At 72.9% G+C, this 17,055-nt stretch carries 17 protein-coding genes and 1 pseudogene; 7 read left to right on the forward strand and 11 right to left on the reverse strand.

The window, feature by feature from the left end; translation table 11 throughout:
• The first annotated feature begins 12 nt into the window (after positions 1 to 12).
• A complete protein-coding gene (locus RNC47_RS24545; RefSeq protein WP_311601724.1) occupies positions 13 to 936 on the forward strand; it encodes an RNA polymerase sigma-70 factor in 924 nt (307 codons plus the stop codon).
• Between the two features lie 15 nt (positions 937 to 951).
• On the opposite strand, the gene RNC47_RS24550 is transcribed toward RNC47_RS24545, so the two are convergent.
• The 3 genes from RNC47_RS24550 to RNC47_RS24560 all read right to left on the reverse strand — a co-directional run bounded on the left by RNC47_RS24550 (position 952) and on the right by RNC47_RS24560 (position 2,536).
• Positions 952 to 1,362 (reverse strand): nuclear transport factor 2 family protein, encoded by a 411-nt coding sequence (locus RNC47_RS24550; protein ID WP_311601725.1) that lies wholly within the window; start codon positions 1,360 to 1,362, stop codon positions 952 to 954.
• Between the two features lie 72 nt (positions 1,363 to 1,434).
• Positions 1,435 to 1,647, reverse strand: coding sequence for a DUF397 domain-containing protein (locus tag RNC47_RS24555; protein ID WP_311601726.1), 213 nt, complete (start codon positions 1,645 to 1,647; stop codon positions 1,435 to 1,437).
• A 10-nt stretch (positions 1,648 to 1,657) separates the two neighbouring features.
• On the reverse strand, positions 1,658 to 2,536 hold the full coding sequence (locus tag RNC47_RS24560) for a helix-turn-helix domain-containing protein (RefSeq protein WP_311601727.1): 879 nt from the start codon (positions 2,534 to 2,536) through the stop codon (positions 1,658 to 1,660).
• A gap of 154 nt (positions 2,537 to 2,690) precedes the next feature.
• Between RNC47_RS24560 and RNC47_RS24565 the strand changes: the two genes are divergently transcribed.
• Complete coding sequence (locus tag RNC47_RS24565; RefSeq protein ID WP_311601728.1) at positions 2,691 to 3,116, forward strand: ATP-binding protein; 426 nt, start codon at positions 2,691 to 2,693, stop codon at positions 3,114 to 3,116.
• Here the strand turns inward: RNC47_RS24565 and RNC47_RS24570 are convergent.
• Both RNC47_RS24570 and RNC47_RS24575 read right to left on the reverse strand, forming a co-directional pair.
• Positions 3,107 to 6,214, reverse strand: coding sequence for an NACHT domain-containing protein (locus RNC47_RS24570; protein ID WP_311601729.1), 3,108 nt, complete (start codon positions 6,212 to 6,214; stop codon positions 3,107 to 3,109). The genes RNC47_RS24565 and RNC47_RS24570 overlap by 10 nt on opposite strands.
• Positions 6,215 to 6,238: 24 nt before the next feature.
• Positions 6,239 to 6,574, reverse strand: a complete 336-nt coding sequence (locus RNC47_RS24575) for a winged helix-turn-helix transcriptional regulator (protein WP_311601730.1) — start codon at positions 6,572 to 6,574, stop codon at positions 6,239 to 6,241.
• 66 nt (positions 6,575 to 6,640) lie between these two features.
• Between RNC47_RS24575 and RNC47_RS24580 the strand changes: the two genes are divergently transcribed.
• Positions 6,641 to 7,288 (forward strand): NADPH-dependent F420 reductase, encoded by a 648-nt coding sequence (locus RNC47_RS24580; protein ID WP_311601731.1) that lies wholly within the window; start codon positions 6,641 to 6,643, stop codon positions 7,286 to 7,288.
• On the opposite strand, the gene RNC47_RS24585 is transcribed toward RNC47_RS24580, so the two are convergent.
• The gene (locus RNC47_RS24585; RefSeq protein WP_311601733.1) at positions 7,227 to 8,174 is read right to left on the reverse strand and encodes an HhH-GPD family protein; all 948 of its coding nucleotides are present in this window, start codon (positions 8,172 to 8,174) and stop codon (positions 7,227 to 7,229) included. The genes RNC47_RS24580 and RNC47_RS24585 overlap by 62 nt on opposite strands.
• Positions 8,175 to 8,324: 150 nt before the next feature.
• On the opposite strand from RNC47_RS24585, the gene RNC47_RS24590 reads away from it, so the two are divergent.
• Positions 8,325 to 9,113: a hypothetical protein gene (locus RNC47_RS24590; RefSeq protein ID WP_311601734.1), complete on the forward strand. Its 789-nt coding sequence runs from the start codon at positions 8,325 to 8,327 to the stop codon at positions 9,111 to 9,113.
• Between the two features lie 19 nt (positions 9,114 to 9,132).
• Here RNC47_RS24590 and disA read toward each other — a convergent pair whose 3' ends face one another.
• Together disA and radA are read right to left on the reverse strand one after the other, a co-directional pair.
• Entirely contained in the window at positions 9,133 to 10,257 is a 1,125-nt protein-coding gene (disA, locus tag RNC47_RS24595) for a DNA integrity scanning diadenylate cyclase DisA (protein WP_311601735.1), read from the reverse strand.
• Positions 10,258 to 10,293: 36 nt separating this feature from the next.
• Positions 10,294 to 11,730 carry a DNA repair protein RadA gene (gene radA / locus RNC47_RS24600; protein WP_311601736.1) on the reverse strand — a complete coding sequence of 479 codons (1,437 nt, stop codon included), beginning with the start codon at positions 11,728 to 11,730 and terminating at the stop codon, positions 10,294 to 10,296.
• Between the two features lie 394 nt (positions 11,731 to 12,124).
• On the opposite strand from radA, the gene RNC47_RS24605 reads away from it, so the two are divergent.
• The gene (locus RNC47_RS24605) at positions 12,125 to 13,846 is read left to right on the forward strand and encodes a BACON domain-containing protein (RefSeq protein ID WP_311601737.1); all 1,722 of its coding nucleotides are present in this window, start codon (positions 12,125 to 12,127) and stop codon (positions 13,844 to 13,846) included.
• Here RNC47_RS24605 and RNC47_RS24610 read toward each other — a convergent pair.
• Together RNC47_RS24610 and RNC47_RS24615 are read right to left on the reverse strand one after the other, a co-directional pair.
• Positions 13,789 to 14,505 (reverse strand): TetR/AcrR family transcriptional regulator, encoded by a 717-nt coding sequence (locus RNC47_RS24610; RefSeq protein ID WP_311601738.1) that lies wholly within the window; start codon positions 14,503 to 14,505, stop codon positions 13,789 to 13,791. The two genes, RNC47_RS24605 and RNC47_RS24610, sit on opposite strands and share 58 nt — an antisense overlap.
• Positions 14,502 to 15,356, reverse strand: coding sequence for a sugar phosphate isomerase/epimerase family protein (locus RNC47_RS24615; protein ID WP_311601739.1), 855 nt, complete (start codon positions 15,354 to 15,356; stop codon positions 14,502 to 14,504). The genes RNC47_RS24610 and RNC47_RS24615 overlap by 4 nt, the downstream gene beginning before the upstream one ends.
• 75 nt (positions 15,357 to 15,431) lie before the next feature.
• On the opposite strand from RNC47_RS24615, the gene RNC47_RS24620 reads away from it, so the two are divergent.
• Positions 15,432 to 16,190 carry an ABC transporter ATP-binding protein gene (locus RNC47_RS24620; RefSeq protein WP_311601740.1) on the forward strand — a complete coding sequence of 253 codons (759 nt, stop codon included), beginning with the start codon at positions 15,432 to 15,434 and terminating at the stop codon, positions 16,188 to 16,190.
• Positions 16,187 to 16,936 carry an ABC transporter permease gene (locus tag RNC47_RS24625; RefSeq protein ID WP_394814864.1) on the forward strand — a complete coding sequence of 250 codons (750 nt, stop codon included), beginning with the start codon at positions 16,187 to 16,189 and terminating at the stop codon, positions 16,934 to 16,936. Before RNC47_RS24620 ends, RNC47_RS24625 begins: the two co-directional genes overlap by 4 nt.
• On the opposite strand, the pseudogene RNC47_RS24630 reads toward RNC47_RS24625, so the two are convergent.
• A pseudogene (locus RNC47_RS24630) lies at positions 16,933 to 17,055 on the reverse strand (IS481 family transposase); the annotation flags it as partial. The gene RNC47_RS24625 and the pseudogene RNC47_RS24630 sit on opposite strands and share 4 nt — an antisense overlap.

The raw sequence follows: 17,055 nt of genomic DNA on the forward strand, positions 1-17,055 counted from the left end.
AAGGAAACCGTGGTGAGCAAGGTCGAGGAGTTCGAGGAACTACGGCCGCTGCTGTTCTCGATCGCCTACCGGATCCTGGGCAGCGTGAGCGAGGCCGAGGACGCGGTCCAGGAGACGTGGCTGCGGTACGACGCGTCGACGACCCGGCCCACCTCGACCAAGTCCTTCCTGGCGGCCACCGTGACCCGGATCTCGATCGACGTGCTGCGCTCCGCGCGGGTGCGGCGCGAGGAGTACGTCGGGCCCTGGCTCCCCGAGCCGCTGCTGAACGATCCCTACCAGGACCCGGCACGCTCGGCGGAGCTGGCCGACTCGGTGTCGATGGCGGCGCTGCTGTTGCTGGAGCGGCTCAGCCCGCTGGAGCGGGCGGTCTTCCTGCTGCGGGAGGTCTTCGGCTTCGGCTTCGACGAGATCGCCGGGACGGTGGGCCGCTCCGAGGCGGCGTGCCGGCAACTGCTGGTGCGGGCGCGCCGCCACATGGCGGCCGACCGCCCACGCTTCGCGGCGGACCGCCGGGAACGGCAGGAGCTGGCGACCCGGTTCCTCGACGCGCTGAAGGAGGGAGACGTGGGCGGGCTCCAGAACCTGCTGGCCGCCGACGTCCAACTCGTCGGAGACGGCGGCGGCAAGGCCCCGCAACTGGCACAGGCCGTCGTGGGCGCGGAGAACGTGGCCCGGCTGCTGGGCTCCGTCTACCCCTGGCTGCTCCGGATCGACGTCACGTTCGAGCCGCACGAGATCAACGGCCAGCCCGGCGCGATCCTCCGCGACCGGGACGGCGCGATCCTGCACACCTTCGTGCTCGACGTGCTCGACGGCCGGATCCAGACCATCCGCACCGTCATCAACCCCGACAAGCTCACCCACCTCGGCCCGGTCGCCGACGCCTGGGCGATCGACCGCGAGGTCCGGCGGGTCCGCCGGGCGGAGGGGTGACGGTGGTTCACTGCGTCACTTCCCGTCCGTCCAGGCGAGCGTGATCCGCATGTCGTCGAACCGCCACCCCGCGGGGGTCCGCACGGCCTCGCAGGCCACCCGCAGGCCGCTCCTCCGGTGGGGCGGTTCGCCGTCGCGGTAGAAGTGCGTGAGCTGGTTCGCCGTGGCCTTCGCGCGGTCACCGTCGACCTCCACCAGCACGTCACCGTGCGTGTGCTGGGTGCGGTCCCCTGCCACCTGGCTTCGCTTCAGATACGCGGTCACCTCGTCGATGCCACGCAGCTCAGCGCGCGGCGAACGCACCACGATGTCGTCGGCGTAGACGGTGTGGGCCTCGTCGTGACGGCACTCGTCCAGCAGGTTGGCCAGCCGGGCGAACAACTCGGCGATCTCGACCCGATCGGCGATCCGGGCAGCGGCGGACATGGCGCCTCCTCGATGCTCTCACCAATGTTGGCGCGCCCAACGATACGCCTGTTTGTTGGTCTCGCCAACGTCTCAGCGCCGAGGCGAGAGACTGCCGAGCCTGCCGCGCTTGATCTGCGCGAGCAGGGCGCGACAGGCGTCGGGCCGCGCGGCGAGGATGGTGTCCGCGTCGTCGCTCTCACGGAGAAGCACGACGCCGCCGGCGGATATGGCGGCGAGTTCGACGCACTCGCCACTGCCGGAGCCGCCGCTGAACGACGACTTCTGCCACTGGAGGTTCGGCACGGGTCCCTCCCTACAGGCCGTACAGCAGGTGCTGCACCAGGCCGTGTGAGCTGTCGGGGCTGGTATCCGCCGGATCGAGCGGGGTCAGTGCCACGCTACTCAACCGATCGAAATCGTGTGAGAACTGGCTGATGCGGTCGTCATCCGTCAGGAACATCGACGAGACCGGATGCTCGACGTAGACGGTGCGGAGTTCAGGGCAGGCCGACTCGTAGATCACCAGCGCCGTGCCGGAGGTCGCGGGATAGCGGGGTGCCTTGAACGGCAGCAGCTGGATCTCGACGTGGGGCCGCTGCGCCAGGTGGACCAGGTGCTCGATCTGTTCGCGCATCGCTTCCCGTCCCACGTGGCGCATGTGGAACGCCGCTTCGTGGATCACCGCGTGATAGTGCGGCGGTGGCTCACGGCGCAGCACCTCCTGTCGCCGCAGGCGGAACTCGACGTAGCGGTCGATGCGGGACGCTGGCGCATCGGGTTCGGCGTTCTCCATGAGGGCGCGCATGTAGGCGGGCGTCTGGAGCAGGCCAGGGATGTAGATCAGTTGGAAACAGCGGTGACTGGTAGCCGTTGACTCCAACTCGGCGAGGTCGCGCGCTCGGTCGTCCACCACCCGCTTGAAGTCGGTCCACCAGCCCTTGCCGGTCGTTCGCGTCATCGCCACCAACTCGTCGACCAGCTGGTGGCTCTTGCAACCATAGACCTCGGCGAGCGTGCGGAGCTTGTCCTCCGGAATGTGTGTTCGGCCAGCCTCGATGTGGCTCATGTGGGCACGACCGACACCGATGAAGGCGCCTGCCTCCGGCCCGGTGAGCCCACTGGCTTCACGAAGCTTTCGCAGCTCCAGCCCCAGGCGTCGCTGCCGTTGAGTCGGGTTGACGCGCAGTCCCATCCTCCAGCCTTCCTTGCATCGGCGGTCAGTCTGCCGGTTGTGCCGACCGGCACGCCACTCGATGGAGTTGGGGTTCACAGTTTAGGTTGCATAGTTCATCCCATATCGCTTAGTGTCCGGACGGTAACTCCCCGAGAGTGGAGGAGTAGGGCTCATGTGCCTCGTTCCTGTCCGGTCCGGGACCGCCGACTTCACGTTGCGGTTCCCGGCTCATCCCAGCTGGGTCCGCACCGCACGCGACGCGATGCGGACCGCGTTGCGGAGCGCCGTCCCGCTGAACGGCGAACTGATCGAGACGGCAGCGCTGTTGACCTCCGAGGTGGTCAGCAACGCGATCAACGCGTCGCTGTGCTGCCGGACCCCGCCGCCAGTCGACATACACGCCTGCTGGTCGCCGGAGGGGGAGTTGCAGGTGCGGGTGTACGACCAGGGGCCGGGCATGCCGCGCCTGCCGGACGCCTCCCCGGCGGTTGACCAGGAGCACGGCCGTGGGCTACTGCTGCTCAGCAGTTGCGCGCGTCGGTGGGAGGTCTGCCGGCACGCGCCGGGGCCGGGAAAGTCGGTGTGGTTTCAGTTGTAGACGTTGGCTGAGCCATAGCGAGGCGCTGGCGTGACAACCAATTCCACGTCACGCAGCGACCTCCAGTTGGTGGAGCCGCGCGCTTCCTCCAAGCGTAGCTTCCTGAGTGAAGGCAGCTTTCCGAGTGGCGAGACATCGAGCGAGTTCGTCTCCATCAGGCGGAGGGTCTGGATCGCGGGGAAAGCCCTGACCAGCGCTTCGAGATCGATGGGCGTGTACGCGGCAGAGAGTACGTGGAGCTGGGTGACGCTGGGGAACACCAGGCTGGGGGGAAGACTCCGCAGGGGTTTCGGATAGAGGTAGAGCTGCGCCAGCTTCTCCAAGTTGGCGATCCGTTGCCAGTCACCCGTGGTCAGGGATGCTTCGCGGCCCCAGAGGGACAGATCCGTCAGCCGGGGGAAGTCGTCAAGTTCGTCCAAACCGTGCGCCGGTGCGTCAAGGATGAGCCAGGTGACTGGTGCGCCGGGTGGCAGTTGCCGCAGCGGGTGGTGCGTCCGATTAAGACGGACGATAAACTCACCAATGCTGTGGAGAAGGTGGATGCCTTTCGGTTCCATGGCTGGATCGAGCGAGATGTCGAGGTTGGTGAGCGGAAGCTGAGCGAGAAACCCGAGATCCGCGCTTCGCATCTTGAAATACAGTTTTAGCCGAGTCACACGGCTCAAGCATGTGAGACGCGCAAGGTCGACCGGTCTCGTGTAGCTGAGCGATTCCACCTGGTCGGCGACGCCGGCACGCACCAGATCGTCGGGATCCACGTTGCTGGCCCGGAGGCGACGACCCCGTACGCATGGATGGGCGAGTTGCTCCACGGTGCTCACGGATATGCCCGCGTCGGCTGGAAGTTTGGGGATGACTGTGTCGGCGAAGTCTGCGATGTCGAAAGAACCCCAGGCGCCGGCAATCTTGTTCGTCAACCAGCGCGATGGGTGGTCGCAGAAGCGGGCCAGAGGCTTGAGTGCCGCATCACCGCCCACCTGGGTGATGGTGTGTATCACGTTCCACGCTTCATTCAGCGCCAGTTGCTCCGGCCCCGGTAGGAGTTCCAGCACCACGTCACCGGCTGCGGCGAGGGCCTGCGCTTCTCGCCAGTTGACCGGCGGGATCAGCTCGGCCGCGCGCGAGGTCACCATCTCCTGTACGGCAGGATCGAGCTGCGTCGCGTGTTCCAGGCAGGCCATCGCCAGCAGGTGCAGCCGGATGCGGTGCTTCTTCACCGTGTCGCCACGCTTGATCAGGCCCTTCAGCAGACGGGCGCGTTCGGCGGGGCGGCCGTGGGCCACGGCCATGCGGATGACGTCTTCCCACTGGTCGAGGTGGGCGTTCTTGATCAGCAGGGGGAAGTCGCGGGCCTCGATGGCCTCGCGGGCGGCCAGGTAGTCCTGGAAGGTGCGGTGGACGAAGGTGAGCGCGCCCTCGGTCGGTTCCAGGAGGAGGCCCGAGCGGTCGAGGAGGTGGCGGAGGATCGCCTCCGCGTCGCCCTGGGCCGAGACCTGCGGCATGGAGGGGAGAACCTGGGAGATCAGGTCCAGCGCGTCCTCGCGATCGAGCTCCGAGTGGCCGTTGCGGATCAGCCAGTAGGCCAGGCGCTGGAGCAGCAGCGTCTGGGACGGCGCGTCCAACCGCAGACCGTGGTCGATCTTGCGTTGCTGGTCGCGGCGTTCGAGCAGCATCCGCAGCGCCGCGTCGTACAACGCCTCGCGCCCGCGTGGAAGGTAGCCGTGGCTGGTGCGGTGCAGGGCGCAGATCAGGCCGCACATCAGGGGGTTGGTGGCCAGCCGGCTGAGGTCGGGGCGGCTGCGGATGGCGGTGAGGAGGGCTTCGGCCTCGGTCTCGTCCGCCTCTGCGGCCCGGTGCCAGCGCTGCACGAACGCCGTCACGTCCTTGCGGTTCATCGGGGCCAGCGACAGCTCGGTGAAGTCGTCGGCGGCCAGCCAGTCCTCGCGAACAGCCGACGGCCGGGCCGTCACCACGCACACGCTGCCGGGGAACTCCCGCAGTAGCTCCCGGAGCCAGGCGCGGGTGCGGTCGCGTTCCTGCTCGGGGATCTCGTCGATGCCGTCGATGAGGAGCAGACCACGATCATTGGCCAGGACGCGTTCGACCCAGCCGCGTGGCGGGGTGTGGGGGCAGCGGACGGCGGTGAGGAAGTCCTCGGGCATGGGGAGTTCCTGACCGGCCCGGGTCAGGGTCCGCATGGGGAGGACGAACGGCACCAGGCCGATGAGGTGGGAGAGCTCCGTGCTCAAACGGTGTTCGGCGGTGGTGACCGCGAGCCACTGGACGAGGGTCGTCTTGCCCGAGCCGGCGACGCCGCGCAGCAGGACCCGGTGGCGGCCGGAGAGCGCGCGTTCGGCGCGCTGCGGTGGGGTGGGGATGCCGTCACCACCCCCGTGGACGGGGGCGCGTTCCGTCGTCTCCAGGCTCAGGTAGGCGTCGTCCAGCGGCCATTCGTCGTCGACGTCGATGCCGAAGATGGTGAGCTTGTTGTGCCGGCGGACCAGATAGTTCCGGTAGCGGTCCTCGAAGGCGGCGTCCTCGGCGGACTGGGAGGAGACGCGTTCCACCAGCAGATCCAGGGTGTGGATGATCCGCTCCTGCTGGCGGGTCTGCTCGACCAACGTACGGGCCACGAACGTCGACCGTTTGGTGAAGAAGTCCAGGACGTGGAGGCAGGCCAGGGCCAGCACCCGGTCGTAGAAGACCGTCGCGTCGGAGGAGAGTTCGTCGGTGTTCTGGCGGAGCGCGCGAGCCAAGGCGTCAGGACCGAGGCGGACCGCCTGGACGTCGTCCATGTCGAGGTCGCCGAGTGCCTGGAGTGACCTGGCCAGCAGGTCGGCGACCATGATGCGGTCGAGCTCCAGCGGGGTGTCGTGCGGCCCCGTCGCCTTCGCCGCGCGCAGCGTCAGCTCGGTGGCCAGCTTCTCCACGTCACGGTCGGTCAGCGTGCGCTTCTCGCCTCGGAAGGAGACGAGGGACGAGAGCCGCACCGGCTTGTCGACGAGGCCGGCGCCTGGTCCGTCCTGCCGGAACAGCCGTTTGACGAGTGGTGCGACGGCGCTCGACGCGAGCCGTAAGCCGGTGGTTCCGATGTCCATGGCAGGCGGTCCCCTCCCCACACGTCAACGGGCACGGTCCTGCGCCGCGAGGACGTCGTCGCCGTGGGTGTGTGCCCAGTCGCCCAACGCCTCGATGGCTGGCAGCAGCGTACGGCCCAGCGCCGTCAGTTCGTACTCCACGCGGGGTGGCGCCTCGCGGTAGCGGCGGTGGGTGACGAGGCCGTGGTGTTCGAGGCGGCGCAGGGTCTCGGTCAGGACCTTGGGGCTGATGCCGCCGACGCGGCGGCGCAGGTCGGCGGGGCGGGCGGGGCCGTGGCGCAGGGTCCAGAGCAGCACCGGGTTCCAGGTGTGGGCGAGCAGGTCGAAGGCCAGCCTGGCCTGGCAGTCCGCGATGAACACCGATCGGTACCTTTCGGGTTTCCTACCGTTCCCCTCTCAGCCAGGAAAGCTAGAGAGGGGCAAGAAGTGCGGATCGGGATTCTGGGGGCCGGGAACATGGCCCGGGCGCTCGGCGGTCGGTGGGAGGAGGCCGGACACGAGGTCAGGGCGAGCGGGCGCGGTGGTTTCGTCGAGGCGGCGGCGTTCGGGGAGGTGGTGCTGGTCGCGGTGCCGAGTCAGGTCGCGGAGGACGTGGTGCGGCAGGCGGGGTCGCTCGCAGGGCGGGTGGTGGTCGACTGCACCAATCCGCTCATACCCGGCAGGGTCGCGTTGGCCACGGCCGGCGGTCCTGCCATGGCGGAGCGGATCGCGGCCGCCGCGCCCGGGGCGCGGGTGGTGAAGGCGTTCAGCCTGGCCAGCAGCGAGTTCTGGCGGCAGGCACCGGGAGGCCCCACCCCGTTCGCCGTGCCGGTCTGTGGGGACGATCCGGCGGCGGTGGAGACGGTGGGGCGGCTCGTCGCCGACCTCGGGTGCGTTCCCGTCCCGGGCGGTGGGCTCGACCGGGCGGGGCTGCTCGAGGCGACGGCGGCCTATCTGATCGGACTGTGGTTCGCCGGCGTCGACGCCAGGACGGTGGTGCCGCCGCTGGCGCCGGACGAGGGGCGGCCGACGCTCAACGCGCGCCCGGGAGACGGTACCGGCCGTCCGGAAGGCGCTCGGCCAGGCCGTCGCTGAGCAGTCCTGACAGGGCGCGGGCCCGCTGCTCCGGGTCGTGCCAGACGCGGTCGAGCACCGACTGCGGCACCGGCGCCACGGCCTCGCGCAGCACGGCGAGCAGCTTGCCGCGCACCTGGCGGTCGGTCCCGGCGTACGTCTGGCCGCGGCGGGCCGGGCCCTCGTGGGGTGGGGAGCCGGCGCGGCGCCAGGCGCAGAGGTCGGCGATCGGGCAACGCCCGCACTCCGGCGCGCGCGCCGTGCACAGCAGCGCGCCGAGCTCCATGGTGGCCGCCGCCCAACCGGCCGCGGTCGCCGGCTCCTCGGGGAGCAGCATCCGGGCCAGCTTGCGCTCCGCCGCGGTGGTGGCGTTGGGCGGGAACTGGGTGCCCGTCACCGCGCGGGCGAACACCCGCCGCACGTTGGTGTCCAGCACCGCGTGCCGCTGCCCGTAGGCGAACGAGGCCACCGCGGCCGCCGTGTACTCGCCGACGCCGGGCAGCGCGAGCAACTGGTGGTGGTCGGTCGGGACCTCGCCGCCGTGCCGTTCCGCTATGGCGGCGGCCGCGCTGTGCAGGCGCAGGGCCCGGCGCGGGTAGCCCAGGCGGCCCCAGGCGCGCACCGCCTCGCCGGGCGCCTCGGCGGCCAGGTCGGCGGGGCGCGGCCAGCGCCTGAGCCACTCCTCGTAGACCGGCAGGACGCGGTTGACCGGCGTCTGTTGGAGCATGAACTCGCTGACCATCACACCCCAGGCACCGGCCTCGGGCCGACGCCAGGGCAGGTCGCGGGCATGCTTGCCGAACCACTCGATGACGCGGGAGTGGAGGGCGGTGTGGTCGTCGGCTGTCGTCGGCGCGCCGGTGGCGGTGCTCGGGTCGGTGGCTGTGGTCGCAGTCGTCGCAGTCATGGCAAGGGCGATCCTGGCATGTCGCGGGCACGGCACAAAGCGGACCGCGCGCGCGTGTTGACCCGCGTAGTGCGAAGGGTGGGGCGCGAGAGAGTGACCGAAGTCTCGTAAGGTTTCCGCGTGGGATCTCTGCGTACTCCGGTCGGGCCGTTGCCCTCTGCCATCTACTGGCGTCGCAGGGCCGTGCTCCTGCTGCTGCTCGCGCTGGTGGCGCTGCTCGTGTTCTGGGCGCTGCGGGGCGGTGGCGGAGGCGGGGGCGGGGGCTCCGACAACGCGGGCGACGACGGCAACGGCGGCCCTGCCGAGACCATCACGCCGGGGTCGCCGCAGCCCTCGGAGTCGCTGATCGACGAACGTCCCGGCGGGCGCGAGGAGTCCACGGCCGACGAGGAGGACGGCTCGGCGGGGGCCGGTGGCGGTGCCGGTGACGGTGAGGCGGACGGCGCCGGCGAGGACGCGGGCGCGGGTGCGGGCGGCGGCGGCCAGCAGACGGACGCGGGCGGCAGCGGCGGCGGCGCCGCGCTCGACCCGGCGGGGCTGCCGGCCTGCGGGCCGGGCGACGTGACGCTGTCGCTGCGCAGCGAGGCCAACGCGTACGGCCCCGAGGACGAGCCGGAGTTGCGGCTCACCGCGCAGAACGGCTCGGGCGCGGCCTGCGCGCTGGACTTCGGGCTCGACCGGCTGACGGTCACCCTCTCGGACGCCGAGGACGACCTGGTGTGGTCCTCGGCCCACTGCCCGGAGGGCGCGCGCTCCGTGCCGACCGCCGTGCCGGCGGGCGGCACCGCGAGCCACGCCATCAGCTGGGACCAGCGGCACTCGGACGCCGACGCGTGCGGCAGCCCGGGCCGGGCGGCGGATCCTGGCACCTATCTCGCGGAGGCCACGCTGGACGGCTACGAGGTGGTGCAGACGTCGTTCCTCCTGGAGGAGGACTGACGGCCCGCCCGGCGGAGCGTCAGACGTACCGCTCGAGGATCGAGGACTCGGCGAGCCGGGAGAGGCCCTCGCGGACCGAGCGGGCGCGGGTCTCGCCGACGCCGTCCACCGCCTGGAGGTCGTCCACGCTGGCGGCGAGCAGCTTCTGCAGGCCGCCGAAGTGGTCGACGAGGCGGTCGATGACCAGTCCCGGCAGCCTCGGCACCTTGGCCAGCAGCCGGAAGCCGCGCGGCGAGACCGTGGTGTCCAGCGCCTCGGGGGACGCGCCGTAACCCAACGCGCGGGCCACCGTGGGCAGTTCCAGCAGCTCGACGTGGTCGAGCGCGTCCAGGTCGGCGAGCGCGGCCGCCACCCGGCGGGAACGCTTGCCGGCGGCCTCCGGGATGTAGTCCCGGACGATCAGCTGCCGCTCCGGCTCGACGCCGGCGATCAGCTCGTCCAACTGGAGCGACAACAGCCGGCCGTCCGTGCCGAGTTCGACGACGTACTCGGCGATCTCGGCGGCGATCCTGCGCACCATCTCCAGCCGCTGCGCGACCGCCGCCACGTCCCGCACGGTCACCAGGTCCTCGATCTCCAGCGCGGAGAGCGTGCCGGTGACCTCGTCGAGCCGCAGCTTGTACCGCTCCAGGGTGGCCAGCGCCTGGTTGGCGCGGGACAGGATCGCGCCCGAGTCCTCCAGGACCCGCCGCTGGCCGTCCAGGTAGAGCGCGACCAGGCGCATCGACTGGCTGACCGAGACGACCGGGAAGCCCGTCTGGATGGAGACCCGCTGGGCGGTGCGGTGCCGGGTGCCGGTCTCCTCGGTGGGGATGCTGGGGTCGGGCACCAGCTGCACGCCGGCCCGCACGATCCGGGAGATGTCCCGGTCCACGATGACCGCGCCGTCCAGCTTGCACAGCTCGCGCAGCCGCGTCGCCGTGAACTCGACGTCCAGCACGAAGCCGCCCGTGCACAGCGACTCCACCGTGCGGTCGACGCCGAGGACGATCAGGCCGCCCGTGTTCCCCCGGAGGATGCGCTCCAGGCCGTCCCGCAGCTGGGTGCCGGGGGCCACGGCGCTCAGCGCGGCCCGGAGCAGGCCCTCACCTCCGGAGCCACCCCCGGCCCTGGCCGGACCCGCCGGCCGGTCGCTGGCTGCCATGCAATCCTCCGGGGGACGAGACGAATGCGCATGAGTCTACCGGCGCGCCTCCGCTCCCCGGCTGGGCTCGGCCGCCAGCGCCTCGTCCCCGGGCTCGCGCGGCCGCCGGGGGCGGCGGGCGGGCAGCACCCGCAGCGCCTCCCCGATGTCCGCGACCTCGATCACCCGCATCCCCGGCGGCGCCTCGCCCGAGTCCGCCGGCACCAGCGCGTGCGTGAAGCCGAGCCGCGACGCCTCGGACAGCCGCCGCTGCACCCCGGTGACCCGCCGCACCTCGCCGGCGAGCCCCACCTCACCCACCGCCACCAGGTTCTTCGGCAGCGGGGTGTCGCTGGCGGCGCTGGCCAGGGCCAGGGCGACGGCCAGGTCGGCGGCCGGCTCCGAGAGCCGCACCCCGCCCACCGTCGCCGTGTAGATGTCGTTCTTCCCCAGGGCCGCTATCTGGCCGCGCTGCTCGAGGACGGCGAGGATCATCGACACCCGCGAGGTCTCCAGACCCGAGGTGGTGCGCCGGGGCGAGGGGATCTGGGTGGCGACGGTGAGCGACTGCACCTCGGCGACCAGCGGCCGGCGGCCCTCCAGGGTGACCGTGAGGCAGGTGCCGGGCACCGGCTCGTCCCGCCGGGTGAGGAAGAGGCCCGAGGGGTCGGCGAGCGAGGTGATGCCCTCGTCGTGCAGCTCGAAGCAGCCCACCTCGTCCGTGGCCCCGTACCGGTTCTTCACGCCGCGCACCAGGCGCAGCCTGGCGTGCCGGTCGCCCTCGAAGTGGAGCACCACGTCCACCAGGTGCTCCAGCAGCCGGGGCCCGGCGATCGCGCCGTCCTTCGTGACGTGGCCCACCAGGATGGTGGCCATGCCGCGCTCCTTGGAGGCCCGGATCACCGCGCCGGCCACCTCGCGCACCTGGGCCATGCCGCCGGGCGCGCCGTCCAGCTCGGCGGAGGCGATCGTCTGCACCGAGTCGAGGACCAGCAGCGCCGGCTTCACCACGTCCAACTGGCCCAGCACGGACGCCAGGTCCGTCTCGGCGGCGAGATAGAGGTGGTCGTGGATGGCGCCGATCCGGTCGGCCCGCATCCGCACCTGGCCGGCCGACTCCTCGCCCGTGACGTAGAGCGTCGGCCGGTCGGCCGAGGCTGCCTTGGCCGCCACGTCGAGCAGCAGCGTGGACTTGCCGACGCCCGGCTCGCCGGCCAGCAGCACCACGGCGCCCGGCACCAGGCCGCCGCCGAGCACCCGGTCGAGCTCCGGCACGCCCGTGCCCCTGGCGGTCACCCGCTGCCCGTCCACCTGGCCGATCGGCAGCGCGGGCGAGGCCACCCTGGCCACCGGGGTGGTGCGCAGCGCCGGCGCCGCGCCGACCTCCTCCACCGTGCCCCAGGCGTGGCACTCGGGGCAGCGGCCCAGCCACTTGGCGGTGGACCAGCCGCACTCGGAGCACCGGTACGCGGGACGATCAGCTTTGCGAGCCATGTGCGGAACGTTACCGGCGGGCACTGACACATCGTCGTCGCCCCTGTCACCGTGAACTCACCCGTTAGGGGGAACCTCGCGCGGGTGGCGCGGCAGGCGACCGCCGGGCGCCTACGGTCGCTGGGTGATGACCCGACGTGCCGGCCTGTCGGCCCACCGTTCCGGCCTGCCGGCCTACCGGTTCGAAGGTGCGTCCCGCCGCGGGGCGCGCGACGGTGCCACGCGCGCCGACCCCACACAACAGGACGCGCCTTCGCGCGTGGACGCGCAGGGCGCCGAGCCGGCGCAGCGGGGCGCGCCGTCGCGCGTTGAGCCGCCACGCGGGGCGCCCGGGGAGCCCTGGCGTGCCGACCGTCAGCGTGTCGAGGCACCGCATCACGGTGATGCTCAGCGCGTGGACCCCGTGCGCGGCGCTCCCTCGCGAGCCCTGCGCGCCGATCCGGCGCAACAACCCGTCGGCCTCGCAGAGCGCGTCGGGCCCACGCGCGTCGACCGCCGACGAGGCGACCGGCGCCGCGCGGGTGGCCACGCCGGGCGGGCCGCGGCCGCCGGGCCAGCGCGCGGCTCGGCGCATGCCGAGGCCTACGACGAGGCGTACCTGGACGGGCTCTTCACCTACTGCCTGTCGATCATGTGCGAGCACGACGCCGCGACCGCCGCCCTCGGCGAGGCGCTGGCGCTCGCCGAGCGGCAGCACGAGCGCGGCCGCCGGCCCGCCGCGCCCGAGCTCCAGCGCCCCTGGCTCTACGCGCTCGCCCGCTGGGTGTGCGTGCGCCGGCTCGCCGCCGACCAGGACGGCGGCACGGCGGGCCCGCGCGCCGTCGGCGACCACGAGGAGGCCAGGCACCGCCGCCGGGAGCTGGCCGCGCTCGCCTGGCCCGAGGCCGCCGGCACCACCCGGGAGCAGCGCGAGGCCCTGGAGCTCGCCGTCCGCCACCAGCTCTCGGTGCCCGAGGTCGCCCGCGTGCTGCGGCTCTCCGCCTCGGCGACGCACGCCCTGCTCACCACCGCGGCCTGCGAGGTCGAGCGCACCAGGGCCGCGCTGGCCGCCGTCGACGCGGCCGGCTGCCCGGCCGTCGCGGCGCTCTCCGGCGACGACCGGATGCTGCTGCTCGGCCCCGGGCTGCGCCGCGAGCTGGTGCGGCACGTCGACGAGTGCCCGTCCTGCCGGCTCGTGGCCCAGCGGGCCATGGCCGGCGTCGGCTGGCCCGGCACCTCGCCCGGCGGCGCCGGCCGGCTCACCGTGCTGGCCGCGCCGCTGACCGCGGTGCGCGCGGCCAGGCTGGCGATCCACCGGGCCCGCGCCCAGCACGCGCCCCGCTACGACCGGGCCGGCTTCCCGGTGGAGGAGAAGGACCGGGCGGCGCGCCGCGAGCGGCTGCGGGGCCGGGCCGTGACGACCACGGTGGTGGCCACCGTGCTGGCCGCGCCCGTGCTGGCGCTGTGGGCCGCGTACCGCTCGGCGCCGGTGATCGGCGAGGTGGGCGACGGCGAGGACACCGCGGCGACCGCCGAGGACGGCGCCGTCCCGGGGGCCGAGCCGGGGCCGGGCGGTGGCGGGCCGACGCCGGACGGGGGCGTGGCCGAGTGGGCGGGCCCGGGCGCCGACGACGCGCCTCCCGGGGCCGCCACCGACGGCGCCCCGGCGCCCGGCCAGGAGCGGCCGGAGAGCGAGGCGGCCGGCGGCGCCGACCGGGGGAGCGGCGAGCCCTCGTCCCCCGCCCCGCGCGGCACGCTGACGGTCGACGCGGTGCCCACCGACGTCGGCAGCCGGATCACCCTGACCGCCGGGGGCGAGGCGCCCGTGCACTGGTCCGCGGCCACCGACGCCGACTGGCTGGCGTTGAGCGAGACCGGCGGCACGCTGTACCCCGGCGAGTCGGCCGTGATCGAGGTCACGGTGGACCGGGCGCGGGAGCCGGCCGGCCCGTGGCGCGGCCGGATCACGATCGAGCCGGCGGCGGCCGTGATCACCGTCGAGGGCGACGGGGTCACCGAGCCGCCGCCCACCGAGCCACCGCCCACCGAGCCGCCGCCCGGCACGCCGCCGCCCGAGGATCAGGACCCGGAGCCGACCGAGCCCCCGGCCGACGAGGAGTCGGTGCCCGCGTCGTAGTCCGGGGCCCCGCCGCGGTCGGGGGCCGGGCCGGTCAGGTGGTGTTGGACGGCCGGGGCCAGGCGGTCGATCAGCTCGCTCGCGTCGGCGCTGGCCAGCGGCTCGACGCGCAGGATGTACCGCAGCAGCATCGTGCCGACCAGCTGCGCGGCGGCCAGCTCCGCGCGCAGCCGGGCGTCCGGCGCGTCGCCGATGCGCTCGGTGATGCGGGACACGAGGCGCGCGCCGAGGAAGCCGCGGAAGATGCCCGCGGCGGTGTCGTTGGTGATGGCCGAGCGGGCGATGGCGAGCAGCGGGGCCCGGGTGACCGGGTTCTCCCACACCTGGAGGAAGACGCCGGTGAACCACCGCCCGAACTGGTCGAGCGGCACGTCCGCGCTGTGCGCCAGGTTGTCGGTGGCGGGCGCGGCGGCCGCGGCGACGGCGGCGCCGAAGACCTGCTCCTTGGTGCCGAAGTAGTGGTGCACGAGGGCCTGGTTGACGCCGGCCACCCGGGCGATGCCGCGGATCGAGGCCCGGTCGTAGCCGCGCTCGGCGAACTCCTCGCGGGCCGCCGCCAGGATCAGGTCCCTGGTGGCCGGGGAGCCGTCCGCCGCCTCGGCGCGCGGCGGCCGGCCCCGCCGGCGCCCGGTGGCCGGCGGGGTGGGGCCCGAGCTCACCGGGTGGTCCCGGCGGACGGGGTCGCGGGGGTCGGGTGGGGCACCGGCGTCGCGAGGTGGCGGCGGGTGAAGTCCAGCGCCTCGGCGAGGTCGGCCTCGCGCTCGGCCGCCGAGGTGGCCCGGCGCGTGTTGATCTCCGCCACCACGTGCCCCGCGTATCCGGACGCGGCGAGCCGCTGGAGCAGCATCGCGCACGGCTGGCCGCCGCGCCCCGGCACCAGGTGCTCGTCCTTGCCGGAGCCGGTGCCGTCCGCGATGTGCACGTGGCCGAGCCGGTCGCCCATCCGCTCGGCCATGGCGAGCGCGTCGCTGCGGGAGGTGGCGGTGTGGGACAGGTCGAGCGTGAAGTGCGGGAAGTCCTCGTCGGTCGGGTCCCAGCCGGGGGCGTAGGCGAGCATCTCGCGGTCCCGGTAGCGCCAGGGGTACATGTTTTCGACGGCGAACGTGACGTCCGTCTCGTTCCGCATCCGCCGCATGCCGGCGACGAAGTGGCGGGCGTAGCCGCGCTGCCAGCGGAACGGCGGGTGCACGACGACCGTGCCGGCGCCGAGCCGCTCGGCCGCCTCCCGCGCCCGGTCGAGCTTGGTCCACGGGTCGGTGGACCAGACCCGCTGGGTGACCAGCAGGCAGGGCGCGTGGACGGCGAGGATCTCCACGCCGTGCTCGTCGGAGAGACGGCGCAACGCGTCCAGGTCCTGGCTGACCGGGTCGGTCCACACCATGACCTCGACCCCGTCGTACCCGATCCGGCCCGCTATCTCGAAGGCGGCCGCGGTGTTCTCCGGATAGACGGAGGCGGTCGAGAGCCCCACCTTCGTCGCCGGTTTCTGGTCTGCCGCGCGATGTGCCACGGCGCCAAGCCTACGTGCCGGCGTCGGTGCCGGGACTTGACCCGGGGGCCGGTCGGCGCTTTTATTAAACGCGTGATGAATAAATCTCGGATGGGCGAGGCGGCCGTGCGGGCACGCGACCTGCGCGTCGCGCGCGGCCGCGCCCAGGTCCTCAAGGGACTCGACTTCACCGTCCGGCGCGGCTCGGTCACCGGCCTGCTCGGCCCCTCCGGCTGTGGCAAGACGACGCTGATGCGCGCCATAGCGGGCGTCCAGGCCCGGGTCACCGGCACCCTCGACGTCCTCGGCCAACCGGCCGGCAGCCCGCCGCTGCGGCACCTCATCGGCTATGTGACGCAGGCGCCGTCCGTCTACCCGGACCTCACCGTCCGGCAGAACCTGGAGTACTACGCGGCCGTGCTCGGCGTCCCGCGCGTCGACCTCGCCGCCCGGGTGGACGCCGCGCTGGCCGACGTCGACCTCACGGCGCACGCCGGCGCGCTCACCGCCAACCTCTCCGGCGGCCAGCGCTCCCGCGCCTCCCTCGCCGCCGCGCTGCTCGGCTCACCCGAACTGCTGATCCTCGACGAGCCGACCGTCGGCCTCGACCCGGTGCTGCGGCGCGACCTGTGGGCGCTCTTCCACCGGCTCGCCGGCCGGCACGGGACCACGCTGCTGATCTCCTCGCACGTGATGGACGAGGCCGACCGCTGCGAACGGCTGCTGCTGATGCGCGCCGGCCGCCTGCTCGCCGACGGCACCCCGGCCGAACTGCGTGACCGCACCGGCGCCGAGACCGTGGAGGACGCGTTCCTCCGGCTGGTGGACGCCGACGTCGCCGAGGAGCGGGTGTGAACGCCGTCCTGAGCCCGAGCAGGGTCCTCGCCACCGCCCGCCGCGTGCTGCGCCAGCTCGCGCACGACCCGCGCACCATCGCCCTGTTGCTGCTGGTGCCGGTGTTGCTGCTGGTGCTCCTCTACTACGTCTTCGACGCCGACCGCGGCTCGTTCGACTTCATCGGCAGCTCGCTGCTCGGCATCTTCCCGATGGTCACGATGTTCCTGGTCACCTCGATCGCCACGCTGCGGGAGCGCACCTCGGGCACGCTGGAACGCCTGATGACCATGCCGCTCGGCAAGGCCGAACTAGTCGCCGGCTACGCGCTCGCCTTCGGCGCCTTCGCCGTCCTCCAGGCCACGCTGGCCACCGGCGTCGCGCTCTGGCTGCTCGGCCTCGACATCGCGGGATCGCCCTGGCTGCTGCTGCTCGTCGCCCTGCTGAACGCGCTGCTCGGCACGGCGCTCGGCCTCTTCGTCTCGGCCTTCGCGGCCTCCGAGTTCCAGGCCGTGCAGTTCATGCCGGCGATGATCTTCCCGCAGCTGCTGCTGTGCGGGCTCTTCGCCCCGCGCGACACGATGCAGCCGGTGCTGGAGGCGGTCTCCGCCGTCCTCCCCATGTCCTACTCGGTCGACGGCATGACGCAGGTCCTCCAACACGCGGACGTGACGGGCGACTTCGTGCGCGACGCGGTGATCGTCTCGGCCAGCGCCATCACCGTCCTCGCCCTGGGCGCGGCGACGCTGCGGCGCCGCACGGCCTAGGTGTATTGACTCGCGGCGTTGTTAACGCGGGTGATCGGGGGTTGGCCTTCGAGTGCGGTGTGGCAGCGATGGTAGTTGTAGGTGTGGAGGTAGTCGTTGAGGGCGGCGGTTCGTTCGCT

Origin of the sequence: Streptomyces millisiae (assembly GCF_031845425.1) — a bacterium.
Classification (GTDB): domain Bacteria; phylum Actinomycetota; class Actinomycetes; order Streptomycetales; family Streptomycetaceae; genus Streptomyces; species Streptomyces millisiae.

Bases quoted from the DNA above. Each gene is read 5' to 3' on its own strand.
- RNC47_RS24550 (WP_311601725.1), bottom strand. From the start codon at position 1,362: ATGTCCGCCGCTGCCCGGATCGCCGATCGGGTCGAGATCGCCGAGTTG.
- RNC47_RS24620 (WP_311601740.1), top strand. From the start codon at position 15,432: ATGAATAAATCTCGGATGGGCGAGGCGGCCGTGCGGGCACGCGACCTG.
- disA (WP_311601735.1), bottom strand. From the start codon at position 10,257: ATGGCAGCCAGCGACCGGCCGGCGGGTCCGGCCAGGGCCGGGGGTGGC.
- RNC47_RS24570 (WP_311601729.1), bottom strand. From the start codon at position 6,214: ATGGACATCGGAACCACCGGCTTACGGCTCGCGTCGAGCGCCGTCGCA.
- RNC47_RS24585 (WP_311601733.1), bottom strand. From the start codon at position 8,174: ATGACTGCGACGACTGCGACCACAGCCACCGACCCGAGCACCGCCACC.
- RNC47_RS24565 (WP_311601728.1), top strand. From the start codon at position 2,691: ATGTGCCTCGTTCCTGTCCGGTCCGGGACCGCCGACTTCACGTTGCGG.
- radA (WP_311601736.1), bottom strand. From the start codon at position 11,730: ATGGCTCGCAAAGCTGATCGTCCCGCGTACCGGTGCTCCGAGTGCGGC.
- RNC47_RS24560 (WP_311601727.1), bottom strand. From the start codon at position 2,536: ATGGGACTGCGCGTCAACCCGACTCAACGGCAGCGACGCCTGGGGCTG.